Origin of the sequence: Thioalkalivibrio sp. ALE12, assembly GCF_000381105.1 — a bacterium.
Lineage (GTDB): Bacteria > Pseudomonadota > Gammaproteobacteria > Ectothiorhodospirales > Ectothiorhodospiraceae > Thioalkalivibrio.
Genome location: NZ_KB905906.1, coordinates 1 through 25502, shown reverse-complemented (window position 1 = coordinate 25502; position 25502 = coordinate 1). Strand labels below are relative to the sequence as shown.

Sequence of the window (25502 nt, the reverse complement as noted above, 5' to 3'; positions counted from 1 at the left end):
TTCTTGCCCAATGCGGCTGACCGCAAGGGCCCGCCACAATCAAGCGGCCGCGAAGCGCCGGATGTGGTTCTCGTCGCGGGATTCGGCCCGCGCCAGATCGAAGTTCGTCTGCATGGTGAGCCAGTGGCGCGCCTCGCCGATGCCACCGCTCTCGAGGCGCACGGCAAAGTCCGGGGAGATCGCGGCATGTTCGTTCAGGACACGCGAGACCGCGTTGCGGGACATCCCCAGATGCTGCGCAAACTCCGTCACCGAAAGGCCCAGCCCGGGCAGCACACGCCGGCGCAGGATCCGCCCTGGGTGGGGCGGGTTCCGCATCGCCGCGTGTTCCTGAGGGTCAATGGTAGTCTTCATAATCCACCTGATCCGCATCGTCTCCACTGAACGTGAAGGTGACAACCCAGTTGCCGTTCACATGCACCGAGAAAAAGCCCGCGCGATCCCCACGTAGCGGATGAAAGTCCATGCCCGGCAGATCCAGCTGTCCGGGATGGGTCGCCGCATCCAGCAGCGCGAGAATATCTTCCAGGTCTTCCACATGGTCCGCCGGCAACCCACGGCGGTCGCCCTTCACGTAAAGCCGTTTGAGCCCCCTGTGACGAATCTTCCTGATCATCGGCCTTCCTTGGCACACGACTAAAATGTAATCTGTAACGTTACAGTGGTCAACTCAATCCACTGACACGAGCCTCAGCCGAAGCGGTAGTGCTTGCGGATGTCGCGGTGGATCTCCCAGGTACAGCCCATGCCTTCGGGGAAGGTCACCAGATCGCCCTCGCCTACGGTGACGGGCTCGCCACCATCATCCGGCGTCACCGTCACCTGACCCTCCAGGATGTAGCAGACCTCGCGCTCATCGTAGTGCCAGGGGAAGGTCGAGACCTCCTTCTCCCACACCGGCCAGTCGAACACCCCCAGACGCTCCAGATGGTCCTGCTCCGGGCGATGAATCACTTCGATGGACATGACGGTCTCCTTGTCGGGATCAGCCGTCATCTTAACGAGCCCGATCACCCGAACGCAGCCAGCGAACCAGCAGCAACACGAAGGTGAGCACACCCAGCGCGGCCGGCAGGTATTCCAGCCAGAGGCCCAGCTCCCAGGCGATGTATCCGGTGACCAGCGCCCACAGGAGCGGGATGATGGCCAGCACCAGCGGGGGCCGCGGGCCGGCGAATAGCAGGAGCCCGAGCGTCAGCAGCATGGTGGGACCGGGCGCGACGCCGAAGTACTGCAACTGGGCCCAGGGTGTGCCGGTCAGCGCGAGCTCGAGCAATGGATAGCCGGCCAGCGCGTAGACGATCATCAAGACCGCGCCGCTGCCCGCCAGCCCGCCGGGCCAGCCGAAGCGGGCCTGCCCCATCAGGGTCAGCGCGAACAGCAGCATCAGGCCCTGGGCGACGAACACCCCGGCCAGCCATTCGGAGGCGAAGTGGAAGGGTGCGAGCGAGCCGCCGAAGAAGACCACTCCGGTCCAGATCCACAGCACGCCCAGCATCAGGCCCAAGACGCGGGCTGCCCCGCGCCTGAACGTGAACGCGAGCGCGACGGCCACCAGCGCAAGGAGGGCGCCGACCGCGTGCAGTGGCCAGATGGCGGCGTTGTACTGGCCCAGGATGGCCAGCCAGGTGGCGCTATCGAACGGCAGCATCTATCTACCCCGTATCCATGGGTTGAAAATCATTACTGTAGGAGGCCAGCCCTCTGGCCGATTCGGCGTGCGACTAGACTCGTCGGCCAGAGGGCTGGCCTCCTACAGGTCGCCGACGTAGGCGACCATGCGGCTGCGCATATCGGCATCCGGAAGCGGGCCGTACAGCGCGCCCATGTTCTCCTCCATGTGCGCCACGACCGAGGTCGCCGGGATCGCGCAGGTCACGTCCGGGTGCGAGACGATGAATTTGAGCAGGAACTGCGGCCAGTTCGCGCATTCGATCTCCGCCGCCCAGTCCGGCAGAGGATGGCCCTCGAACTGATTGATCAGCGCCTTGCGCCGGAACGGCCGGTTGGCGATCACCGCGACCCCGCGCTCCCGTGCCATGGGCAACAGGCGCTGTTCCGCCTCGCGGTCGAGGATGTTGTAGGTCAGCTGCACGAAGTCCAGCTCCTCGCGCCGCAGGATACGCTCCAGCTCGTCGTGGCGGCGTCCGTGCGAGGTGGTCACGCCGATATAGCGCAGCTCCCCCGCCGCGCGACGCTCCCGCAGCGTCTCCAGGTGGGCCTCCCAGTTCTGCAGGTTGTGCACCTGCTGCAGGTCGAGGGTGTCGACGCCCCACAGTTCCCGGGATTTCGCGTGCTGCTCGCGCCCGGTGGCGGTGCTGCGCGTCCAGACCTTGGTGGCCGCGAAGGCACCTTCCGGATGCCCCAGCTCGCGCAGCCCGTGGCCCACCACCGCCTCGGCGCGGCCGTACATCGGGGAGGAGTCGATCATTCCGCCGCCGCGACGGATGAAGGTGTCGAGGATGCGCGTGCGCACCGCCAGCGCCTCCGGGTCCTCCGGCACGTTGAAGGTAATCCAGGTCCCCATGCCGATCACCGGGATGCGTTCCCCGGACGACGGGATCGGCTTGCGCTGCGGTTCACGGCCTTCGGAGGCGCCCGCGACGACCGGCCAGCCCGCCCCGGCCGCAAGGGCGGAGCCGGCCATCCAGCGCAGGAAGGATCGGCGCGAACGCCGTGTGGACGTTGGTTTCATGGCCCGGATCACCGCAGGGGATTCAATCCGTGGGCCATCCGCCCAGGCCACAAGTTCCCTACGCAGCCGCCCGCAGATGTCGGGTGAGCGCCGAGACCAGGGGCTTCATGAAGTAGCGGCTCTCGGGGACCACCGTCGGGTGCACCCCGTGGGCGCGCAGCTCGTCGGCCACCACCGGGCCGATCGCGGCGACGACGGTGCGGCCGAGCGCTGCCAGCAGCGCGTCCTCGCGCCCCGCGTCGCGGGCGACGTGCAGCAGGCGCCGGACCTGGGCCTGGCTGGTGAAGGCGATCGCATCCACCTCCCCCGCGATCAGGGCCTCGATCAGCCCGCTCACGCGCCCGGTCTCGGCGGCGTCCGCATAGCGATAGGGCCAGACGGGAAAGACTTCGGCGCCCGCCTGCTCCAGGAACCCGAGCAGGCGGCGGTTGGGTTCCGCGCCGTAGAGCTGCACCCCGATGCGCTGCCCGGCCAGAGGCTGCCCGGAAAGGGTTTCGATGATGCCCTCGGTCGTCGGTGCGGCCGCGATCGCATCCGGCCGCACGCCGAAAGGCTTCATCGCCCGGCCGGGCTTGGGGCCGCGCACCAGGGTGGGCGTCCGCGCCACGGCCGCCAGCCAGGCGTCCTCTCCTCCGGCACGCCGGGCAAAGCCGGTCAGGCGGGTAAAGCCCTCGCCGGTCAGGAAGATCAGGCGATCGAACGGGGCCTCGATCGCCCTGTGCAACCAGGCCTCGATCGCCGTGCGGTCGGGGCTGTCGTGGATCGCGATCAGCGGGCAGCGCCAGACCTCGGCCCCGCGCCGCTCCAGCAGGCTGGCGAAGACCTCCAGCGCCCGGCTCTCCGGCAGGGCCACCCGGCGACCCGCGAGGCCACTGGCCGCCGCCTCCGGCAGGACGGATGCGGCCGTCACGCCGCGCTCGCCGCCGCGGCCCGCGGCCCCGGCCCCGACATCGGCATCGGCATCGGCTGCGGGAACACCGTGGAGGCCCCGGCATCCGGCTGGAACCAGGCCAGACGCGCGTGGCAGGCCGCCACCTCGCCGATCACGATCAGGCTGGGCGAACCCACCTGCTCGCGCTCGGCACGCGCGGCCAGGGTATCCAGCGTGCCGCTGACCACGCGCTGGCGGGCGGTGGTGCCGTTCTCGATGATCGCCGCCGGGGTCTGTCCGGCGCGGCCGGCACCCTTCAGCCCCCGGCAGATCTCGCCCACCCCCTTGCGGCCCATATAAAACACCAGGGTCTCGCGGGTACTGGTCAACTGCGACCAGTCCACATCCAGCCGCCCTTCGCGGGTATGGCCGGTGATGAACCGCACCGACTGGGCATGGTCGCGGTGGGTCAGCGGTATGCCCGCATAGGCGGCGCAGCCGCTGGCCGCGGTAATGCCGGGGACGACCTGGTAGGCCACGCCGTCGCGCGCCAGCACGTCCAGCTCCTCGCCGCCACGGCCGAACACGAACGGGTCGCCGCCCTTCAGCCGCGCCACGCGCTTGCCCTCGCGCGCCAGCCGGGAGAGCAGCGCGCTGATCTCCTCCTGCGGCACGCAGTGGTGGTCGCGCTCCTTGCCGACATAGAAACGCTCGGCCTCGCGCCGCGCCAGGTTCACCACCTCGGAGGACACCAGGCGGTCGTAGACGACCACATCCGCCTGCTGCAGCAGGCGCAGCGCGCGAAAGGTCAGCAGGTCGGGATCGCCCGGCCCGGCGCCGATCAGGTAGACCTCGCCCGGCGTACTAGCCGCGGCGTCCGCCAGTTCCTGTTCCAGGCGCGCCTCGGCCGCGTCCATGCGCCCGGCCAGGGCCAGCTCGGTGGCCGGCCCGGCAAAGGCCCGCTCCCAGAAGGCGCGGCGGGCGTTCACATGGTCGAAACGGGCGCGCACCCGGTCGCGTAGCCGCCCGGCGAGATCGGCCAGCCGGCCATAGCCGGCCGGGATCAGGCTCTCGATCTTCGCGCGCAGCAGGCGCACCAGCACCGGGGCGCGGCCACCCGAGCCGATCGCGATGGTCAGCGGCCCGCGCTCCACAATCGCCGGCAGGATGAAGCTGCAAAGCTCGGGCTGGTCGGCCACGTTCACCGGGATCGAGCGCGCGACGCAGTCCTCCGAGACCTGGCGGTTGACCGCCGCATCGTCGGTGGCAGCAATCACGATCGCCACACGATCCAGGCATTCGGTGTCATAGACCCCCGGATCGCGTCTGATCGACCCCGTTTTCTCGCGCAGCAGGCGCTCGGCGGCCTCGCTGTACTCGGGGGAGCGCAGGCGCACTCGCGCCCCGGCCTCCAGCAGCAACGCGGCCTTGCGCGTGGCCACCGGCCCGGCCCCGACCACCAGGGCCTCGCGGCCGTGCAACTGCATATAAATCGGCAGGTGTTCCATGCTTATCCCTCCCGCGCCACGGGGTTCGTGGGCACCTCGGCTTCTTCATTCAACAGGGTCTGGATCTCGGGTCGGCAGGAGCCACAGTTGGTCCCCGCCTCGAGGGACGCACCCACGGCCTCGCAGGTGGCCAGCCCCTGCTCGCGGATCGCGGCTCGGATTCGCGTCTCGTCCACGCCGAAGCAGGCACACACCATGCGCCCGCGCGCGACCTGCCCGTTCGGCGGTCGCCCGGTCAGGAGCGCCATGCGCTCGGTATCGCTGATGGTCTCGGCCGCGAACAGGCCCGCCAGCCACTCGCGCTCGGGCAGGCCCCGGTCGGGACCCGCGAACAGCACGCAGGCGAGCCGGCCCTCGTGGATCCGCGCGGCGCGGTAGCGGCCCCCGGCGGGATCGGCGAACTCCAGCCATTCCCCCGGCCCGTCCAGGCGTTCGCGCCACGCATCCATCGTGGGCGGTGCGCCCCGCCCGGCCAGTTCGATGCGCAGGTGCCGGGGACCACGGGCGGTGACCGCATAGTCGGCTGCGGGCGCAGCGACCGGCTCGCGGCTCAGCACGAAGCCGTGCCAGTCCAGCGCCGCCGGGCACACGGCCACAGCCGTGTGCTTGAACGCCGGCTGACCGGAGACCGGGTCGACATGCGCGGGCACCAGCGCATCGACCCGGGCGAGCCGCGCGATCGGCCGGCTCCAGTGCATGGGCACGAACACGCTGCCCGGGCGCTGCTCGCGGCTCACCTGTACCCGCGCCAGCAGGCGTCCGTGGCGACTGGTCACCTCGGCGAGATCGCCGGCCTGGACCCGGAACAGCCCGGCATCCACCGGATGGATCTCGACGAACGGCTCCGGCTGATGCGCACTCAAGCGCGGGGTGCATCCCGTACGGGTCATGCTGTGCCACTGGTCGCGGATGCGGCCGGTGTTCAGGCGCAGCGGATAGTCGGCAGCGACGGGGTCGGTCGGGGCCTGCGGAGTCACGGCCGCGAGCCGCGCCCGGCCATTGGCGGTGAAGAAACGGCCATCGGCATAGAGGTGTTCGGCGCCCGTCCGACTCCCCGCCGGCAGCGGCCACTGCACCGGCTCCAGGGCCTCGTACTCGGCGTCGGACAGCCTGGCCAGTGCGCCGATGTCGAAGTCGCGCGTGCCGTGGTTCTCGAAGGCGGACAGCGCCGCATGCTCGCGGAAGATCTCGCCCGGATGGGTATAGGGAAAGGCGTCGGCGAAACCCAGCCGCTGCGCGACTCGGGCCAGCGCCCACCAGTCGTGGCGGGCCTCGCCCGGGGGCGCCCGGAACGGGCGCTGGCGCGAGATGCGGCGCTCGGAGTTGGTTACCGTGCCGTCCTTCTCGCCCCAGGTGGTCGCCGGCAGCAGGACGTCGGCCACCCGCGTGGTCTCGGTCTCGCGCACGCAGTCGGAGACCACGACCAGCGGGCATTCGGCCAGGGCCTGCTCGAAGCGCGCGGCCTCGGGCAGGCTGAACAGCGGATTGGTGCCGATGATCCAGACCGCCTTCACCTGCCCCGACTCGACCGCGCGGAACAGGTCCAGCGCCTTCAGCCCCGGCTGGCGGGCGAGATTCGGCGCGCCCCAGAAACGCCCGACCCGGTCCAGGGCCGCGTCGTCGAAGCCCATATGCGCGGCCAGCTGGCTGGCCAGTCCGCCGACCTCGCGCCCGCCCATCGCGTTCGGCTGGCCGGTCAGCGAGAACGGGCCCATGCCCGGGCGCCCGATGCGGCCGGTGGCCAGGTGGACGTTGAGGATCGTCCCGGCCTTGTCCACGCCGCTGTCGGACTGGTTGATGCCCTGGCAGAAGGCGGTCACGGTGCGTTCGGTACGGGCAAACCACTGGAAGAACGTCGCCACCGCCTCCGGCTCCAGCTCGCAGGCCTCGGCGGTCGCGGCGATCGACGGGCTGGAGGCCCGCGCGGCCGCCAGGGCATCGGCAAAGCCGTCGACGTGGCGCTCCAGGAAGCCGGGGTCCAGCGCATCCTCCCGGCGCAGGTGGTCCAGCAGGCCGTTGAACAGCCAGGCATCCGTGCCCGGCGCCAGCGGCAGGTGCAAGTCGGCCGCCTGGGCGGTGGCCGTGCGCCGCGGGTCGATCACCACCAGCTTCATCCCGGGCCGCGCCGCGCGGGCGGCCTGCAGGCGCTGGAACAGGACCGGGTGGGCCCAGGCCATGTTGGAGCCCGTCACCACGACCAGATCGGCCTGCTCGAGGTCGGTATAGCTCCCCGGCACGCCATCCACCCCGAAGGCGCGGGTATGGGCGGCCACGGCCGTGGACATGCAGAGCCGGGAGTTGGTGTCGATATTGGCCGAGCCGACGAAGCCCTTCATCAGCTTGTTGGCGACGTAGTAGTCCTCGGTCAGGATCTGCCCGGAGACGTACAGGGCGACCGCATCCGGCCCGTATGCCGCGATGGTCTCGCGAAAGCCGTCCGCCACATGATCCAGCGCGGTCTCCCAGTCGACGCGCCGCCCGCCGATCTCCGGGTGCAGCAGCCGGCCCTCGTCATCGAGGGTCTCCGCCAGTGCCGCGCCCTTGGAGCACAGGCGACCGGCATTCGCCGGATGGGCGAGGTCGCCGCGCACCGCGACCGGAAACTCGCCTTCCGGCGTCGCGGTCACCTCCACGCCGCAGCCCACCCCGCAATAGAGGCAGGTCGTGCGGGTCACCGACTCAGCCGTGGCCATCTCAGCCCGCCTCGCGGCAGGCGACCGGCACTGCCGAGGGATCGTCCGCGGAATTGGCCGTGGCGCCGGAGAGATCCAGCCACACCTGACCGTCGGTCACCCGGATCGGGAAGGCATGGGTGCAGCCACTGTCCGCCCCGGTGGCCGCGCCGGAGGGCAGGTCGATCACCCAGTTGTGCAGCGGGCAGGTCACGCGCTCGCCGTGGACGATGCCCTGCGACAGCGGCCCGCCCTTGTGCGGGCACTGGTCGCGCAGGGCAAACACGCGGTCATCCGCGGTGCGGAACACGGCGATGTCGCCGTTCGGGCCCGCCACCACGCGCGCACCCAGCGGCGGGATGTCCTCGAGCGGACAGATCGCGAGCCAGCTCATGCCGACACCCCCTGGCGCGGGGCCGCGTCCACCGGCGTGATCGGGATGAACTCGTGCGCCGCATGCCCGGCGGCCCGCTCGGCCCAGGGGTCCACCTGCGCCACCTCCTGCGACTCCAGGAAGCGGGCGTACAGCGCGGCGCGGTTCTCGGCGTCGTCCACCAGGCGTTCCTTCACGCGGGTCAGCCCGACGCGCTCGATCCACGGGGCGGTGCGCTCCAGGTAGCGCGCGTCTTCGCGATAGAACTGCATGAAGGCCCCTGCGTATTCGAGCACCTCGGTCTCGGTTTCCACCTTGCAGAGGAAGTCGGTGGCGCGGACCTTCACCCCGCCGTTGCCGCCCACGTGCAGCTCGTAGCCCGAGTCCACGCAGACCACGCCCAGGTCCTTGATCGTCGCCTCGGCGCAGTTACGCGGACAGCCGGAGACCGCCATCTTGAACTTGTGCGGGGTCCAGGAGCCCCAGGTCATCCGTTCCAGCTGGATGCCGAGCCCGGTCGAGTCCTGGGTGCCGAAGCGGCACCACTCGGAACCGACACAGGTCTTCACCGTGCGCAGGGCCTTGCCGTAGGCATGGCCGGAGACAAACCCGGCGGCGCCGAGATCGCGCCACATCGCCGGCAGGTCGACCTTCTTGACCCCCAACAGGTCGATGCGCTGGCCACCGGTGAACTTGACCGTGGGCACCTGGTAGCGCTCGGCCACCTCGGCGATCGCGCGCAGCTCGGCCGGCGTGGTCACTCCGCCCCAGATGCGCGGCACAACGGAATAGGTCCCGTCCTTCTGGATGTTGCCGTGGGCGCGCTCGTTGATGAAGCGCGACTGGGCATCGTCCTGGTAGTCCTTCGGCCAGGCCGCCAGCAGGTAGTAGTTGAGCGCCGGACGGCAGACATGGCAGCCGTTCGGGTTCTTCCAGTCGAGGGCCTCGAACACCGCCGGCATCGACTTCAGGCCGTCGCGGGCAATGGCCGCGCGCACCTCGTCGTGGCTGTGGTCGGTGCAGGCACAGACCGGCTTTTTCGCCGGGGCGTCGGAGTAGTCGCCGCCCAGCGTGGTCGCGAGCACGGACTCCACCAGCCCGGTGCAGGAGCCACAGGAGTTCGACGCCTTGGTGTGGGCACGCACGTCTTCCAGCGTGAACAGCTTGCGCTCGCTGATCGCCTGGACGATCTCGCCCTTGCACACGCCGTTGCAGCCGCAGATCTCGGCCTCGTCGGGCATGGCCGCGACCCGCGAGGCCTCGTCGCCGTGACCGGAGTCGCCGACATGCGCCTGGCCGAACAGCAGGTTCTCGCGGATGTCGGCCACTGGCGTTCCGTCCCGCATCAGCTGGAAATACCAGGAGCCGTCCAGGGTATCGCCGTACAGCACCGCCCCCTGGATACGGTTGTCCTTCAGCACCAGGCGCTTGTAGACGCCGCGCGCGGCATCCTTGAACACCAGGTCCTCGGTGGTCTCGTCGCCGGTGAAGTCGCCGGCGGAGAACAGGTCGATCCCGGTCACCTTCAGCTTGGTGGAGGTCATCGAGCCCTCGTAACGCCCGATGCCGTACTCGGCCAGGTGGTTGGCGCAGACCTTCGCCTGCTCCCACAGCGGGGCGACCAGGCCGTAGGTGGCGCCACGGTGCTGCACGCACTCGCCGACCGCGTAGATCGAGGGGTCATAGGTCTGCATGGTGTCGTTCACCACCACGCCGCGCTCGCAGTGCAGCCCGGCGGACTCGGCCAGCGCGGTGTTCGGGCGGATGCCGACCGCCATCACCACCAGATCGGCTGCGATCTCGCTGCCGTCGGTGAAGCGCACGCCGCTGACGCGGTCCTCGCCCAGGATCGCCTCGGTCTTATGCGCCATGCGAAAACGCATGCCGCGCTCCTCCAGCGAGCCGCGCAGCATCCCGGCGGCCTCGGCATCCAGCTGGCGCTCCATCAGGTGGTCCATCAGGTGCACCACGGTGACCTCCATACCCTGGCGCATCAGGCCGTTGGCGGCCTCCAGGCCGAGCAGGCCGCCGCCGATCACCACCGCATGCTTGTGTGCGCGGCTGGCCGCGAGCATCGCGTCCACGTCGTGGATGTCGCGGAAGGCGACCACGCCCTCCAGCTCGTGCCCCGGCACCGGGATCATCACCGGATCGGATCCGGTCGCCAGCAGCAGGCGGTCATAGGGCGCCTCGGTGCCGTCCTCGGTGATCACCCGCCGGTTCACGCGGTCGATCCGCTCGATGCGCCTCCCCTTGTGCAGGGTGATGCCGTGCTCGGCATACCAGGCATCGTCGTTCAACATGATCTCGTCGACGGTCTTCTCCGACGCCAGCACCGGCGAGAGCATGATGCGGTTGTAGTTGCCCCAGGGCTCGGCACCGAACACGGTGATGTCGTACATGTCCGGCTTGAGCTTCAAAAGCTCCTCGACCGTGCGCATTCCGGCCATGCCGTTGCCGATCAGGACCAGCCGCGGCTTGTCGTTCGCGGTATCCATCACGCGGCCTCCGACTCGGGGTTCTTGTGGCGCTCGTGGAGAAAGCGCAGCACCTCGGCCCGGTAGTGGTTGTAATCGGCGTTGTCGGCCATCGCCAGGCGCTCGCGCGGCTTCGGCAGGTCGATCTCCAGAATCTCGCCGATGGTCGCCGCCGGGCCGTTGGTCATCATCACGATGCGGTTGGACAGCAACACCGCCTCGTCCACGTCGTGAGTGACCATCAGCACGGTATTGCCCAGCTCCGACTGGATGCGCATCACCTCGTCCTGCAGGTGCGCCCGGGTCAGCGCGTCAAGCGCGCCGAAGGGTTCGTCCATCAGCAGGACCTTCGGCTCCATCGCCAGCGCCCGGGCGATGCCCACGCGCTGCTTCATGCCGCCGGAGATCTCGTCCGGGCGCTTGTCCAGCGCGTGGCTCATGCCGACCATATCCAGCGTCTGCAGGATCCACTCGCGGCGTTCGGCGGCGGACTTGGTGCCCTTGAAGGTCTTGTCCACCGCCAGCGCCACGTTGTCGCGCACGGTCAGCCAGGGCAGCAGGGAGTGGTTCTGGAACACGACACTGCGATCCGGACCCGGCTTGCTGACCTCCTTGCCATCCAGGATCACCGCGCCGGTGCTGGTCTCCAGCAGCCCGGCGACGATGTTGAGCACCGTCGACTTGCCGCAGCCGGAGTGGCCGATGATGGAGATGAACTCGCCGCGGTCCACGTGCAGGTCGACGTCGCGCAGCACCTCGCTGGCCGTCGGGCCTTCGCCAAAGGTCTTGTGGACGTGTTCGATGGAGAGATAGCTGGTCATGATGATTCTCCTTTGAGGGGGCCGGCTCAGCCGGCCTGCGTGCCGCGGGTGACCCAGTTGCCGACGATCGCGACCAGACGGTCGAGGAAGAACCCGACCAGGCCGACGTAGACCAGGGCCAGCACGATGTCGCTGAGCATGGAGGCGTTCCAGGCATCCCAGATGAAGAAGCCGATGCCGACCCCGCCGATCAACATCTCGGCGGCAACGATCGCCAGCCAGGCGAGGCCGATGCCGATGCGCAGACCGGAGAAGACATACGGCGCGGCGGCCGGGAGCATGATCTTGGTGAAGTACTCGAAGCCGTTCAGACGCAGCACGCGGGCCACGTTCACGTAGTCCTGCGAGATGTTCCGGATGCCGACCGAGGTGTTGATGATGATCGGCCAGATCGCGGTGATGAAGATCACGAAGATGGCCGACGGGTTGCTGGCCTGGAAGGCAGCCAGGGAGATCGGCAGCCAGGCCAACGGCGGTACAGTGCGCAGCACCTGGAACAGCGGGTCCAGCCCGCGCATCGCCCAGGTGGACTGGCCGACCAGCACGCCGAGACCGATCCCGGCGACCACCGCCAGGGCGTAGCCGTAGGCCACACGTTCCAGGCTGGCGAGCAGCTGCCAGGCCATACCCACGTCGTTGCCGCCGTAGTCATAGAACGGATTGACGATCAGTTCCCAGGTGTCGGAGATCACCTGACTCGGGCCGGGCAGTACGGCTCCCTGGGAGGACGTCATCATTTCCCACAGAAACAAAAAAATCGCGGTCACGATCACCGGGGGCAGCACCACGGTGGCCGCGTGGCGCATACGCCGGCCCCAGAGCCCGGGGTCGGGCGGCGGGGCACCGCCGGAACGGGCCGACGGCGGGGCCGAGCGGGCCACCGGGGCCGTGGAGGTCTCCGCGGCCGCCGGACGTTCGCGCCCGGCGCCGAAGGTCATGTTGCGATCGAGAATGGCACTCATCATCGAATCCTCTTGAATCGTCTGTGCAGGTGTCGGCGGGCCGCCGCGTCAGGACGCGATCGCCTTGATCTCCAGGCTGTCGAGGTAGGCCTGCGGGTCTTCCGGGTCGAAGACCTTGCCGTCGAAGAACGTTTCCTGGCCGCGCGAGGTGGATTCGGGGATGTCGGCCGAATCGATGCCAAGCGTGTCGGCCGCCTCGCGCCAGATATCCTCGCGGTTGACCTCGTCTACCAGGGCCTGCATGTCGAGATCCGGCGGCAGGTAACCCCAGCGGATGTCCTCGGTAAGGAACCACAGGTCGTGGCTCTTGAAGGGATAGGAGGCCTGGTCCTTCCAGTAGCGCATCTGGTCGGGGTGGTCCTCGACCACGCGGCCGGTGCCGTAGTCGAAGTTCCCCTGCATGCGATCGATGATGTCGGCGTACGGGGCGTGGATGTAGCGCCGGCGCGAACAGATCTCGGCGACCTCTTCCTTGTTCGCCGGATCCTCGCAGTACATCTGCGCCTCCATTACCGCCATTGTCAGGGCGCGGGCCGCATTCGGATTGGCTTCCACCCAGTCCGCGCGCATCCCCAGCGCCTTTTCCGGGTGGTTGTGCCAGAGCTCGCCGGTGGTGTTCGCGGTGTAGCCGATGCCCTGGTTGATCAGCTGCATGTTCCAGGGCTCGCAGACACAGAAGGTGTCCATGGAACCGACGCGCATGTTGGCGACCATCTGCGCCGGCGGGACGACGATGGTGGCGATGTCGCGATCCGGGTCGATCCCACCGGCGGCCATCCAGTAGCGGATCCACAGGTCATGGGTCCCGCCGGGAAAGGTCATCGCCGCGCGGATGTCGTCACCGCCGGCGGCCTTCTCGGCCAGCGCGCCCTTGAACTCGGTAGTGTCGGTCCCGACCTTCAGGTCCGCGTATTCGTCGCCCACCGAGATGCACTGCCCGGCCAGGTTCAGCCGCGCGAGGATCGTCATCGGCGTGCCACGGCGGTGGATCAGGTAGGGCATCGGCGTCAGGATGTGCGAGCCATCGATACCGCCGCGGCGCGAGCCCAGTTCCAGGTTGTCGCGCACCGTGCCCCAGGAGGACTGCTTCAGCACCTGCACGTCGGGCATGCCATGGGCGGCGAAGAATCCCTTCTCCAGCGCGACGAACAGCGGCGCGGCGTCGGTCAGGGCGATAAAGCCCAGCTTCGCCTCGGTCGTCTCCGGCTTGCCGTTGCCGGCCTTCGCATAGCCCCACGGCGCGGCCCCGGAAACACCCAGCGCGGTCGCGCCGATCCCGGCGGCCATGCCGCCCAGGAAACGCCGGCGCGACAGGCCGGAGGTCTTTTTCGTGTCATTCGTGTGATCGGTCATTGCGGGTTCACTCCCCTTGTCAGCAAACACATCCCAAAAACGAAAAAAGGCGTCGCATCAGCCCGGCCGCGTTTGCAGCCGGGTGATGGACGCCTTTGTCCAGTCCCGTGGGAGGCCCGGTCGTCGGGTCTCCCTGTTGTCAGGCGACGAACCGCCGTTGGCTCGTCTTGCCGGTATTCCTGCAGGAGGTGTGCCAATTAGCCGTTGCTAATCGACCCCGCCAGAAACAATCGCGCCATGGCGCGGGAAAATCGGATGGTTCGCCGTATGGAGTCGAACGCTTTCGGAAAACCCGGCGCCCGGGAGACGATCCGCAAGGCACCAGACTGGGGCGCGCTTGCGGTGCAGATGAACCGCGCTGGTGCACTACCTGTAGGAGCCGCCCTGGCGGCGAAGCCCCTGCCAGTCGCGGACACTGGCAGGGGCTTCGCGGGCAAGCCCGCTCCCACAGGGCCGGCATCCATTTCCCGGGGAGTTAGCTACAGGCCGCCCTTTCCCAGCAGATCGGACATCGCGACGGTCGCCTCGGCGACCTCGGCCAGGCGCCGGTTCTGGTTCATCGCCGTCTGGCGCAGGAGCTTGTAGGCCTGATCCTCGCTGAGGCCGCGGTGCTGGATCAGCAGCGCCTTGGCACGCTCGATGGTCTTGCGCTCGGCCAGGGCCTGGCGTGCCGCATGCAGCTCGTCCTCCACCGACTGCAGCCGGGCCGCCTGGCGCTGCACCAGGTCCATCACCGAGTGCCCGACAATGGGTACGTTGAGTGCGGCATCGCCCTCCTCCTGCGCGGGCTCCAGGCCCTCCGGCGCCCCAAAGAACACCGCATACGGCACGCTGTCGCGCAGCTCCGACTCGGCGAGCTGCGCGACCCGGTCACGCACCGCGCCGAGGTCCGCGCGATCCGCCGTGATACGCGCCGAGCAGCACTCGTTCAGGTGCATCTCCAGCAGGTCCTCGACCTCCTTCATCGCGTCGATACGCGCGGTGGTACAGGCAAACCATTCCTCGGCCCGGGCGGGGTCGTGGTGCCCGGAGGCCTCGGTACAGGCCCGGCGGCGCAGACGCTCGATGTCCGCCGCGAAGGCCGCCGTCTGCAGCTCGCGCCAGGCAGCACAGGCGGCCGGCCCAGCGAACTCGGAGAAGATGCGGAACGCCCGTTCCTGGGCATCGATCCGATGGACCAGCGCCTGGCGCAGTTCGGGCTCGAAGCTCGCTGTCCCGAACCCGGCAGCCCCGATCGCGCGTTCCTGTCCCGCCAGTTCCTTGCCCTGCATGAAGTTCAGCAGGGCCACCAGGGCCCGCGAGACCTCGGGATCGGTCGCCGAATCCGCAGCCTCGAACACCAGGGCCATCAGGGCGCGAATCAGCTCGCTGAAGCCGCGGGTCGAGTCCATCGGGCTCAGGGTCAGCTCCAGGACCTCCTCGCGCAGGCTGCCCAGGCCGGACAGGCCATGCAGCGCCAGCGCCATGCGCCCCAGCAGCCGGCTACGGCCATGGGCGCAGGCGTCCGGGGCCAGCCAGCCATCCAGGTGCTCGCGGAACGCGGCCGCGGCGGCGTCCGACTCGGCCCGGTACTGCTCCAGTTCGCGGGTATAGCGCTGGCCGCCGGACCCGATCCAGAGGCTGGAGGCCCCGCGCTCGCGCTGCAGGGCATGCACCAGCGCGCGGATGCGCCCGACCAGCTGCACCGCCTCCAGCAGGCGCTCCAGGCTCACCACCTCGCACTTGCGCGAGGCGACCAGGAAGTCGCCAATGGACTCTTCGAGGGAAAAATTCGGGGATGTGTTCTGGGTCATGCTCGTCGTCCGTGAATCACTCCCGGAACAAACAAGCATGCGATGTGCCAGTTCGACCGACTGACAGCGGGGGGTACAAGCAAAAACGGGCGGGGCATCACGCCCCGCCCGCGGAACGGCCCGGCCGATCAGAAACTCATGGAGCGGTCGAACTCGGCGACGGCCTGGACGTAGTGGCCCATGCCGGCCATCTCGGCGTTCGGGAGGAAGTTGTGCTCGCCGACGTCGCGACCCTTGGCGCAGGCCTCGCAGGCCCAGAACGGGACGCCTTCACTCACCAGCGAATCCACGATGTCCTTCATTGCCGGCATGTTGTGGCCAACGATCTTGTCGTACACGTTGCGGTTGGCGATGTTCACGGCCTCGCCTTGCAGCCAGACGGTCACATCGTGGCCCTGCTGCTTGGCCACATTGGCGGCAATCATGCCAAGCGTGGCGCGGGTCGGGTCGTCGGTACCGGCGGTGACGGCAACAATAAAGCGCATGGGAGTCTCCCGGGGTTGAAAAGGTGCGAAAACGGTAGCGGCCGGTGATCGCGGCGTCGATTTCCCACAAGCGGCGGGGAAACACTCGGGTCAGGGGGTGCCGCGGGCCGTGACGCTGTTGCGGTAGAGCTTGAAGGCCATCAACAGCCACGGTGTGGCGTGGAGGACCAGGTCAAGAATGTCCGGTAGCCGCGTCAGCTCACCGGCGAACAGCCAGCGCAGTTTCTCCGCAACATGCGGCTCGGGGGTCCAGGGGGCCAGGCCGACGGTCGCAACCAGCAGGGCAAACAGCCACAGGGGTGCGCGATCGACCCAGTGAACGAAGGTTTTCATCGCGCGCATGCTACCCAAGCCTCGTCAGCGCCGCAGCCCGGAGCCGCGATCGTCCTTGCCCGCGCGGACCGGGATGACTAGAATCCGGCCAGCTTCAGGGGAGTAGCGACCCGGGTGGCCTGGCCTCACCGGGGTCTGCATCAACAGATTCGATCCTCCGCCCGGAGGACCGTGGTGCAGACAGCCCCGCCGCCGATGCGGCACCGGGCCCCGCGAGACCTGTGGCATGGCGCCCCGATCCGTGGCCGGGTGGGTGGTGCGATGTCACGTGTCTTGCCCACCCACCCGGCCCGGAAGACCGTCATGGAAGCCCTGCTCGTCTCTACCGTCATCGTCGCCATCGCCGAGATGGGCGACAAGACCCAGCTCCTCGCCCTGCTCCTGATCTGCCGCTACCAGCAGACCTGGCCCATCATCTGGGGCATCGTGGTGGCCACGCTGGCCAATCACTTCCTGGCCGCGCTGGTGGGCGTGTGGATCGGCGCCAGCATCCCGGAGGACTGGCTGCGCTGGGGTCTGGGGATCGGGTTCATCGTGATGGCCGCCTGGGTACTGGTCCCGGATGGCGAGGACGAGCTGCCGGCCGCGTCGAAACACGGCGTGTTCTGGACCACCACGGTGCTGTTCTTCCTGGTCGAGATGGGCGACAAGACCCAGGTCGCCACCGGCGCGCTGGCCGCGACCTTCGACAGCCTGATCCTGGTCGTGATCGGCTCGACCATCGGCATGGTGCTCGCGAATGCCCCGGTGGTGTGGCTGGGCCAGCGCTTCGCCTGCCACCTGCCCCTGCGGCTGTTACGCGCGCTCGCCGCCCTGCTGTTCCTCGCCCTGGGCATCGGGGTCCTGCTCGCCTGGGTCTGAGGGAGACACTGAAGTCATTGGCGCCTCGGTGTGCAGTGTCTTCTGGCCCAGCCAGATGCGGCGCACCAGGCGCGGCAGCAGCAACAGCAGCGCCAGCACCGCGAGCAGGGCCAGCCCCAGCTGGACCCCGCTGTCGGCGCCACTGGCCATCTCCCGGGTGGCGTGCCCCAGCCAGGCATAGGCGAACAGGCTGGGGATCAGGGCCAGCATGGTGGTCAGCGCGAAGACCGGCAACGGCAGACGCACCAGTCCCAGGGCGTAGTTCGTCGGCGCGAACGGAAACACTGGCACCAGACGGGTCAGGGCCACAACCCGCCAGCCCTCGGCCTCCACGTCCGCCCGCAGCCGCGTGCTGCGCGGCCCCATGCGCGGGGCCAGCCAGGGCTGCAGCCAGGTACGCGCCAGCAGGAAGGCAATGACCGCCGCCAGGGTCGCTGCCAGCAGGCTGAGGGCGGCGCCGGTGAAGGGGCCGAACAACGCCCCGCCCAGCAGAATCCAGAAGGTACTGGGCAGCGGGAACAGGGCCAGCAGCATGAAGGCCAGCACGAATACCAGATAGGCACCCGCACCCCAGCCCCGCAGCCAGGCCTCCACCTCGCCCAGCGGGAAGCCAAGGCTCGGCCACTCGGTGGTCAGCAGGATCCACGCCAGCGACACGCCGAACAGGATCGCCGCCACCGTCAGCCACCGCTTGTGATGCCGGATGCGCAACCCGGTCAGCCCTCCGCGCCGGGGTTGTCGCCCGCGTCGCGCAGACGGTCCAGGCGCTCCGCCAGCGCGCGCTCGGTGCCGTCCCGGCGCGGGCTGTAGAAGCGCTCGTCTTCCAGACCCTCCGGCAGGTAGACCTGCCCGCGGGCGAAGCCATCGGGCTCGTCGTGATCGTAGCGGTACCCGGCCCCGAAGCCTTCCGCGCGCATCAGCTCGGTCGGCGCGTTGCGCAGATGCAGCGGCACGCCCGGGCTCCCGGTCTCGCGGATCGCCGCGCGCGCCTGGTTCAGCGCAACGTAGGCACTGTTGCTCTTGGGTGCGGCGGCCAGTTCGATCACCGCCTGCACCAGCGCCAGGTCGCCCTCCGGCCGGCCCAGGCGTTCCAGGGTCTGCCAGGCCGCGAGCACCCGCGCGCCCAGCCCGACTGCGGCCAGGCCGATGTCCTCGTAGGCCATGCGCAGCAGCCGCCGGCCCAGGTAGTCCGGATCGCAGCCGGCATCCAGCATGCGGGTCAGCCAGTACACCGCCGCGTTGGGGTCGGAACCGCGCACCGACTTGTGCAGCGCGGAGATCTGATCGTAGAAGGCATCGCCCTGGCGGTCGAAGGCCAGGGACTGCGCGCCCATGACCGCGCGCAGGGCGTCTCCGGTAATCGCCCCGTCGCGGGCCAGGTCGGAGGCGGTCTCCAGCCAGTTCAGGGCACGCCGGGCATCCCCGTCCGCGGCCCGCGCCAGGCGCTGACGCTCCTCCGCATCCAGTGTCAGGCCGCGGCCGCCCAGGCCCCGCTCCGGATCCTCCAGGGCGCGCTCGATCAGGGACTCGACCGCTTCCGCCCCCACCGCCTCCATGCGATACACCCGCGCCCGCGACAGCAGCGCGCTGTTCAGGGCAAACGACGGATTCTCCGTGGTCGCGCCGACGAAGGTCAGCGTACCGTCCTCGATATGCGGCAGCAGCGCATCCTGCTGGCCCTTGTTGAAGCGATGGATCTCGTCGATGAACAACAGCGTGCCGACCCCATTGCGCCGGCGCGCCTTCGCGGACTCCACGACCGCACGAACGTCCTTCACCCCGGCCAGTACGGCGGAAAGCGTGACCAGTCGCTGGGCCCCGGCCGCCGCCACCAGCCGCGCCAGCGTGGTCTTGCCGCAGCCGGGCGGGCCCCACAGGATCATGGAGGGGGTCTGGCCCTGCTCGATCGCCTGGCGCAGGGCCGCATCCGGACCGACCAGGTGATCCTGGCCGACCATCTCGTCCAGCCGCGCCGGACGCATGCGTTCGGCCAGCGGCGCGGTCGGGTCGGGGCCAGCCGGGGGCGGCTCCGGTTCAGGTTCGGGCGACGCCATGTCCGGATCCGGACCGAACAGATCGCCTTCGGGGGAATCGCTCATGGCGCGATTGTAACGCCTCGGGGGAAAGACCCCTTAGTCACTACGAAGCGCCCGAATATAGGCAAGGGCGATTCACAGGAAGATGGGAAGGTTCGAAGATTGATGGGGCCGTGGCGCGGTGCCGTGACCCATGAACGGGGAACCACGTAAACGTTGTAAACGTTCTGCTACCACGTTTCCCCCAAGAACCCTTCCCACCTTCCTGCCTTCCTGTAAATCGCCCTTGGTTTTTCGTGCCTTGCGCAGAGGACCAAGCGCGGACGGGACGTGTTTACGGGCGGTAGATGTCGGTGCCGGAGGGTGGGTCGAAGGTGAAGATGGCCGGGTCGAGGTCGGCGTTGCGCTCGGTCTCGTGGAAGCGGATCACGGTCTCCTGGCCGAAGATGTCGCGGAAGGCCATGCGGGTGAGTTCCCCCTCCGCGGTCAGGTCCAGGTCCAGGCTGGTGAAGTCGGCCTGCTCGTTGCGCGGCACCAGCACCAGACGCAGGGCGTCGCCCCCCGGCACCGGCTGCAATGACATGCGGAAGTGTTCGTCGAGGCGCTCCGGCTGAGTGATCGCGGCGATCGGGGTCGCATCGAAGGCATCGCCCAGCGGGCGCACCGTGGCCTGCGACAGGTCCGGGTCGTACATCCACAGATCCTGGCCGTCGGAGACGATGGTCTGCGGGAACGGCTCGGTCACCTCCCAGTGCAGGCGGTTAGGCATGCCCAGCTGCATGCGCCCGTCGGACTCCTGCAGCACGTACCCCGTGTCATCGCGCACCGTCTGGGTAAACACGGCGGAGAAGCTCTCCAGCCCGTCGACAAAGCGATCCAGCGCGGCGCGGGCATCCGCGGCGGGCGTGCGGTCAGCCGCCTGCACGGCGCCGGCGAACAGCACGGTCGCGACGACCACGGCCACCAACAAGCGGGGAAGAAGACGAACGTTCATGCAAGCTCCGGAAGGATGGTTGACCTCATCCTGCGCCCGGTCGCTTAACCGGGCGTGAATGTATCGTTCGGGGATGGCGCACCACGTCACCGATCGGGAACATGGACCCTGTCGCTGCGCCGGGGTTCAAGGTGCTCAGTCGTTCGGCCCGGGCACCAGGACCTCGCGGTTACCATTCGACTGGACGGGGCTGACCAGGCCGGCGGCCTCCATGTCCTCGACCATGCGCGCAGCGCGGTTGTAGCCGATCTTGAGGCGCCGCTGGACGAACGAGATCGAGGCCTTGCGCGACTCGATCACTACCTGCACCGCCTGGTCATACAGCGGATCCGACTCGCTCTCGCCCCCCTCGGGCGACTCCAGCCCGGGGATGCTGGCCGCACCCGCCTCGGGCTCCTCGAGGATCGCCTCGTTGTAGTCCGGCTCGCCGGTGGACTTCAGGTACTCGACCACCTGATGTACCTCGTTGTCGCCGACGAAGGCACCATGCACGCGCTCCGGCATCGCCTTGCCCGGCGGCAGGTAGAGCATGTCGCCGTGGCCCAGCAGGTGCTCGGCCCCCATCTGGTCGAGGATGGTGCGCGAATCCACTCGCGAGGAAACCTGGAAGGCGATGCGGGTCGGGATATTCGCCTTGATCAAGCCGGTGATGACGTCCACCGACGGACGCTGGGTCGCCAGGATCAGGTGGATACCGGCGGCGCGGGCCTTCTGCGCCAGGCGCGCGATCAACTCCTCGACCTTCTTGCCGACCACCATGATCATATCGGCAAACTCGTCGACCACGATGACGATAAACGGCAGCGGCTCCAGTTCCGGCGCCTCGGTCTCGGTAATCGCTTCCTCGGGCTTGAACAGCGGATCCTTCAGGGGCTCGCCGGCGGCCTGGGCATCACGCACCTTCTTGTTGTAGCCGCCGATGTTGCGCACGCCCATTGCCGACATCAGCTTGTAGCGCCGCTCCATCTCCGCCACCGCCCAACGCAGGGCGTTGGAGGCGTCCTTCATGTCGGTCACGACCTCGCACAGCAGATGCGGGATGCCCTCGTACACGGACAGCTCCAGCATCTTCGGGTCGATCAGGATCAGCCGGACCTCGTCCGGAGTCGCCTTGTACAGCAGCGACAGCAGCATGGCGTTCACGCCCACCGATTTGCCGGAACCAGTCGTCCCGGCCACCAGCAGATGCGGCATCTTCGCCAGATCCGCCATCACCGGGGCACCGCCGATATCCTTGCCCAGCGCCATGGTCAGCGGCGACTTGTTCGAGTCGAACAGGTCGGAGCGCAGGATCTCGGAGAGCGCCACGATCTCGCGATTCTCGTTCGGGATCTCCAGGCCCACCGTGGACTTGCCCGGGATCACCTCGACGATGCGCACCGCCATCACCGACAGCGAACGCGCCAGGTCGGTGGACAGCCCGGAGATACGCGAGGCCTTGACCCCGGCGGCCGGTTGCAGCTCGAAGCGCGTAATCACGGGGCCCGGCTGCACCGCGACCACCTCGACCTCCACGCCGAAATCCTTCAGCTTCAGCTCGACCAGCCGCGACAGCGCCTGCAGCGACTCCTCCGAAAAACCTTCGGGCGGCGGTGGCGGCTCGTCCAGCAGCGACAGCGGCGGGTGCGGATCGGCCCCGCTGCCCTCGGTGAACAGCGGAACCTGCTTCTCCTTCTGCACGCGCGGGCTGGGCGGCGGCGTCTCGATGCGCGGCTCTACCCGCGAGGGCGGCCGCTTCTCGGTGCGCTTGCGTTCCTTTTCCACGCGGGTCTCGCGCTCGGCGCGTTCGCGGGCGCCAATGCGCCGGTCACGGGCGGAGTCGATCGCCGCGCGGGTCCGCTCCCAACCGCGCACGGCCAGCTGGCCAAGACGGTCCATCAGCAGAAACCAGGACAACCCGGTGAACAAGGTCACCCCCGCGAGGAACAGCGCCAGCAGGACCAGCGTGCCACCCACCAGGCTCAACCCGGCGACCGCCCAGCCACCGAACAGATCGCCCAGGATGCCGCCGGCATGCACCGGCATGCCGCCCGGCATCAGGTGCAGCGCGGCCAGCGCCGACCCGGCGATCAGCGCCACGATCAGCGCCAGGCCCCGCACGGTCAGCTCCATCGGGCTGGCAATCTGCGCCTCGCGGCGATGCCGGAACAGCCACCAGCCAATACCGGCGACCGCCAGCGGGATCAGGTAGGCCAGATAGCCGAGCAGGTGGAAGGCGATATCCGCGAACCAGGCTCCTGTGGTACCGCCGAGATTGCGCAGGCCCTCGCCGTCGCCGGTGGTCGACCACGCCGCATCACCCGGGTGATAGCTGGCCAGCGCCACCAGCAGATAGAGCGCCAGCATGCCGAAGATCAGCAGCGCGCCCTCGCGCAGCCCGCGCAGCAGCTGCCCGCTCAGGCTCGGCGGGGCCGTCGGCTCCGCCGTCTTCTTGCCCTTGCCCCCGGTCTTGGCCTTGCTTGCGGCCATGCACTCCCCACTGGTCAGGCCCGCGCCGCGGGCAACTCGAATCATCGCGCAGTTTACCGGTTAAACCGGCGTTCGTGGGCGCGCCCGGCCCGGGCTGCGAACCGGTTCCGGGTCGGCGGACCAGATCCATCCCTCGCGCGCGGCGATCGCGGCCTCGTCTGCCGTCGGCGCCACCGCCTGCCCGTCCAGAAAATCGGCCCCGGCGAGCACGCACAGCACGGCATCCACCACATCGTCAGTGACATCGTCCAGGTCCGGCACGGGCACCTCGAAGGACCCCGGCAGCCGGGCTCGGACGTCGACCCGAGTCTCCCAGCCTCGGACCTTGCGCAAGGCGGCCGGATACACCTCGATCGCGGTCGAATCGGCAATCGGCCCGGCCACCCTGGGCAGCGGAAGCGACTGCCCGCTGTGGTCGCGCAGGGCCTGCAACAGGTTGACCGCCGCCAGCGCGGTACGCGCGATGAAGTTCGCTCCAACCTCCAGTGGTCGCTTGCCCAGGCGCTCCCGGATCACCCGGTCCGTATGACGGTGGAACATTGCATCGGCGTGCGCCGCGATGCCCGCCCCGGCCTGGTGCCCGGCCAGCTCGCTTGCCAGGCTCGATGGCCAGCCAAGCGGCGCATCCAGGCACAGCAAAACGGGTTCCGGTGTATCCATCCAGCCGCCCAGGATCACGGCGGGCGGTTCAGTCGGGGATGCGCGCCGTGCCGCCTCCAGACGCAGAACCCCGCCGGACCAGCGGGCCAGAGCCAGGCCCGTCTTGCGTGGCTGGGTCGCACAATCGACGCCGATGATGCGGACGGTGCCGCTCACGGCCGCCGACCCCAGACCGCGAACACCGGATCGGCATGCTCCAGTCGCCCGGCATACGGGTCGTCCGGGGGTCTCGGCAGCCCACGCAGGGAGAAGGTCGCCAGATCCACGAAGCCGGCGCGCAGAAAGACGTCCAGGACCAGCCCCATGCGCTCGAAGTCGTACAGCGGCTCCCAGGCCGCGATCGCCTTGGTCGGAAAGCAGCGATCGGAGAACGTGACCATGAACACCCCGTCCGGGCGCAGCACCTCGCGTACCGCGCGGAACACCGCCTCGGGCTGCGTCAGGTATTCGACCGACGCGGTACAGACCACGGCATCGAAGCTCGCCGCCGCATATGGCAGTTCCGGACGGAGGTTCAGGTCGTGCACCAGGGATGACGTCAGCCGGGGGTTGTCCGCCAGCTCCTCGGCGTTCATGCCCAGCCCGATCACGGCTTCAGGCGACTCGACTCGGTCCAGGTGGGACTCCCAGCTGCTCATCAGGTCGAGCACCCGCGCACCCGCCGGGATGCAGGCGGCATACAGCGCGGCGATCTCGGCCCGCGCGGTCGCGTCCAGGTGGTGCACCCGGCGCGGCTCGGCATAGAACACCGCATCGGACTCCGGGTCCTCGCGCCCCAGCGCCCCGTCGGCCCAGAAGTCGGTCGGCCGTCCACGCCAGCGGGCCTGCATGCCCGGCCCGCGGGCCGTCAGCAGCCGGGCAACATCCACCGTCCGCTCATCGTCACGCCCAACCTCGTGGCGCGCCATAACCCGCGCCTGCAGCCGCAGGTCGTGCCCTGCCAGCGGATGATTCAGATCCGCCACCAGGTGATCACCCTCCAGCGCCCCGATCCGGAACAGCTCGCGATCCCCGGCCTCGATCCCCGCATAACCGGCAAGGAACGCACGCGGGTAGAAACGCCCCGCACGGGGCTCCACCCGGCGATGCCGGCGCAGGTCCCGGTTGAATGCCGACGCCGGGAGCTCCAGCACGCGGTCGGGCTCCTCTTGCGGAACCAGGGCCGCGGCGGCCTCGCGGGAGGCCTCGTGCACCGCCCCCGCGCCCGAGCCGCGCAGGGCGGCCCCGAGATCGCTCGGCCAGCGGTCCCGTTCCAGCTCCAACCACGGCAGGAAAAGACACTCCCGGTGACGGGCCTCGGCACTCACCCAGTCCAGCGTGAAGCCGACATCCACCGCCATTCCCTGCGTCGGTCGCGCTTCACTGTTGTTCGGATCGGCGAATGGATCCCGCATGAACACCCTGAACCGCCCCGGGTTTCCCGGAGACCCGTTGGTTTGGGTCACGCTGCACGAACGGACCCCTGAAGTGGTTGATGGTACTGCGCTTCGATCGTTGCCGGCGGTCGATACCCGTTGGATTCCAACAGGCGTCGCCGGTTGAACCAGTCGACCCACTGGAGCGTAGCCCACTCGACGTCGCGTCGATCGTTAAGACGTCCCCAGTAGGCCCGGACCTCGGTCTTGTACAGCCCGTTGAGGGTCTCCGCCAGGGCGTTGTCGTAGGAGTCACCGACCCGGCCCACCGAGGGCTGGAGCCCGGCTTCTCCGAGGCGGTCGGTGTAACGCACCGATACGTATTGCACGCCGCGATCGCTGTGATGGATGGGACGCGGCGTGCCCCGTCCCATCCGGGCCTGCAGCGCCTGTTCCAGCGCTTCCAGGGTCAGGTCGGTGCGCAGGCTCCGACTGACGCGCCAGCCTACGATGCGGCGGGCGAACGCATCGGTGATGAAGGCCGTGTAGACGAAGCCCTCTCGCGCCGTGGGCATGTAGGTGATATCCGCCACCCACAGGGCGTTCGGACGCTTGACCCGGAAGCACCGTCCGACATGATCCGGCGGGAGCGCGATCCCGAGCGCCGGACGGGTGGTGCGCGGGGCCTTGCCCCGCGTCACCCCGCGCAGACCCAGGGCGCGCATCCGCCGCGCCACGCTGCAACGCGCGACGTCGCAGCCCTCCAGCCGGAGGGCATGCCAGA

Annotated in this window: 24 protein-coding genes; 1 reads left to right on the top strand and 23 read right to left on the bottom strand. The window is 69.0% G+C overall.

Annotation, left to right across the window (positions count from 1 at the left end; all coding sequences use genetic code 11):
* Positions 1-39: 39 nt before the first annotated feature.
* The 16 genes from F614_RS0103410 to F614_RS0103335 form a co-directional block, all read right to left on the bottom strand.
* Positions 40-318 (bottom strand): HigA family addiction module antitoxin, encoded by a 279-nt coding sequence (locus F614_RS0103410; protein WP_018866417.1) that lies wholly within the window; start codon positions 316-318, stop codon positions 40-42.
* A 19-nt stretch (positions 319-337) separates the two neighbouring features.
* Positions 338-616, bottom strand: a complete 279-nt coding sequence (locus tag F614_RS0103405; RefSeq protein ID WP_026329798.1) for a type II toxin-antitoxin system RelE/ParE family toxin — start codon at positions 614-616, stop codon at positions 338-340.
* Positions 617-690: 74 nt separating this feature from the next.
* Positions 691-966: a cupin domain-containing protein gene (locus F614_RS0103400; RefSeq protein ID WP_012982192.1), complete on the bottom strand. Its 276-nt coding sequence runs from the start codon at positions 964-966 to the stop codon at positions 691-693.
* A 31-nt stretch (positions 967-997) separates the two neighbouring features.
* Positions 998-1651 carry a DUF6064 family protein gene (locus F614_RS0103395; RefSeq protein WP_018866415.1) on the bottom strand — a complete coding sequence of 218 codons (654 nt, stop codon included), beginning with the start codon at positions 1649-1651 and terminating at the stop codon, positions 998-1000.
* Between the two features lie 102 nt (positions 1652-1753).
* Positions 1754-2695, bottom strand: coding sequence for an aldo/keto reductase (locus F614_RS0103390; protein ID WP_026329797.1), 942 nt, complete (start codon positions 2693-2695; stop codon positions 1754-1756).
* Between the two features lie 58 nt (positions 2696-2753).
* On the bottom strand, positions 2754-3605 hold the full coding sequence (locus F614_RS0103385; protein ID WP_018879839.1) for a uroporphyrinogen-III synthase: 852 nt from the start codon (positions 3603-3605) through the stop codon (positions 2754-2756).
* On the bottom strand, positions 3602-5074 hold the full coding sequence (gene cysG / locus F614_RS0103380) for a siroheme synthase CysG (protein ID WP_019558260.1): 1473 nt from the start codon (positions 5072-5074) through the stop codon (positions 3602-3604). Before cysG ends, F614_RS0103385 begins: the two co-directional genes overlap by 4 nt.
* Before the next feature lie 2 nt (positions 5075-5076).
* Positions 5077-7767 (bottom strand): nitrate reductase, encoded by a 2691-nt coding sequence (locus F614_RS0103375; RefSeq protein ID WP_019558259.1) that lies wholly within the window; start codon positions 7765-7767, stop codon positions 5077-5079.
* Position 7768: 1 nt separating this feature from the next.
* Entirely contained in the window at positions 7769-8140 is a 372-nt protein-coding gene (gene nirD, locus F614_RS0103370) for a nitrite reductase small subunit NirD (RefSeq protein ID WP_019558258.1), read from the bottom strand.
* On the bottom strand, positions 8137-10617 hold the full coding sequence (nirB, locus tag F614_RS0103365; RefSeq protein WP_019558257.1) for a nitrite reductase large subunit NirB: 2481 nt from the start codon (positions 10615-10617) through the stop codon (positions 8137-8139). The genes nirD and nirB overlap by 4 nt, the downstream gene beginning before the upstream one ends.
* On the bottom strand, positions 10617-11417 hold the full coding sequence (locus tag F614_RS0103360) for an ABC transporter ATP-binding protein (RefSeq protein ID WP_018876963.1): 801 nt from the start codon (positions 11415-11417) through the stop codon (positions 10617-10619). The genes nirB and F614_RS0103360 overlap by 1 nt, the downstream gene beginning before the upstream one ends.
* Before the next feature lie 26 nt (positions 11418-11443).
* Complete coding sequence (gene ntrB, locus F614_RS0103355) at positions 11444-12379, bottom strand: nitrate ABC transporter permease (protein ID WP_019558256.1); 936 nt, start codon at positions 12377-12379, stop codon at positions 11444-11446.
* 48 nt (positions 12380-12427) lie between these two features.
* Positions 12428-13732 (bottom strand): CmpA/NrtA family ABC transporter substrate-binding protein, encoded by a 1305-nt coding sequence (locus F614_RS0103350; RefSeq protein ID WP_018866406.1) that lies wholly within the window; start codon positions 13730-13732, stop codon positions 12428-12430.
* Positions 13733-14211: 479 nt separating this feature from the next.
* On the bottom strand, positions 14212-15525 hold the full coding sequence (locus F614_RS0103345; RefSeq protein ID WP_019558255.1) for a nitrate regulatory protein: 1314 nt from the start codon (positions 15523-15525) through the stop codon (positions 14212-14214).
* A gap of 128 nt (positions 15526-15653) precedes the next feature.
* Entirely contained in the window at positions 15654-16010 is a 357-nt protein-coding gene (locus F614_RS0103340; RefSeq protein ID WP_017941855.1) for a DsrE family protein, read from the bottom strand.
* A 90-nt stretch (positions 16011-16100) separates the two neighbouring features.
* Positions 16101-16343, bottom strand: coding sequence for a hypothetical protein (locus F614_RS0103335; RefSeq protein WP_026329796.1), 243 nt, complete (start codon positions 16341-16343; stop codon positions 16101-16103).
* 303 nt (positions 16344-16646) lie between these two features.
* Here F614_RS0103335 and F614_RS0103330 point away from each other — a divergent pair, with 303 nt between their 5' ends.
* Entirely contained in the window at positions 16647-17204 is a 558-nt protein-coding gene (locus F614_RS0103330; RefSeq protein ID WP_018866403.1) for a TMEM165/GDT1 family protein, read from the top strand.
* On the opposite strand, the gene F614_RS0103325 is transcribed toward F614_RS0103330, so the two are convergent.
* From F614_RS0103325 to F614_RS0103295, 7 genes are all read right to left on the bottom strand, one after another.
* Positions 17139-17915, bottom strand: a complete 777-nt coding sequence (locus F614_RS0103325) for a TVP38/TMEM64 family protein (RefSeq protein WP_018866402.1) — start codon at positions 17913-17915, stop codon at positions 17139-17141. The genes F614_RS0103330 and F614_RS0103325 overlap by 66 nt on opposite strands.
* 5 nt (positions 17916-17920) lie before the next feature.
* Entirely contained in the window at positions 17921-19303 is a 1383-nt protein-coding gene (locus F614_RS0103320) for a replication-associated recombination protein A (protein WP_019558253.1), read from the bottom strand.
* A 271-nt stretch (positions 19304-19574) separates the two neighbouring features.
* Complete coding sequence (lolA, locus tag F614_RS0103315) at positions 19575-20234, bottom strand: outer membrane lipoprotein chaperone LolA (protein ID WP_026329795.1); 660 nt, start codon at positions 20232-20234, stop codon at positions 19575-19577.
* Positions 20235-20369: 135 nt separating this feature from the next.
* The gene (locus F614_RS0103310; RefSeq protein WP_038037217.1) at positions 20370-22703 is read right to left on the bottom strand and encodes a DNA translocase FtsK; all 2334 of its coding nucleotides are present in this window, start codon (positions 22701-22703) and stop codon (positions 20370-20372) included.
* A 60-nt stretch (positions 22704-22763) separates the two neighbouring features.
* Positions 22764-23519 (bottom strand): DUF429 domain-containing protein, encoded by a 756-nt coding sequence (locus tag F614_RS0103305; RefSeq protein ID WP_018881239.1) that lies wholly within the window; start codon positions 23517-23519, stop codon positions 22764-22766.
* Positions 23516-24757 carry a methyltransferase domain-containing protein gene (locus F614_RS0103300; RefSeq protein ID WP_026329793.1) on the bottom strand — a complete coding sequence of 414 codons (1242 nt, stop codon included), beginning with the start codon at positions 24755-24757 and terminating at the stop codon, positions 23516-23518. The genes F614_RS0103305 and F614_RS0103300 overlap by 4 nt, the downstream gene beginning before the upstream one ends.
* A gap of 47 nt (positions 24758-24804) precedes the next feature.
* Positions 24805-25502: IS3 family transposase (locus F614_RS0103295; RefSeq protein ID WP_019558249.1), on the bottom strand; the 698-nt coding region annotated here is incomplete at its 5' end.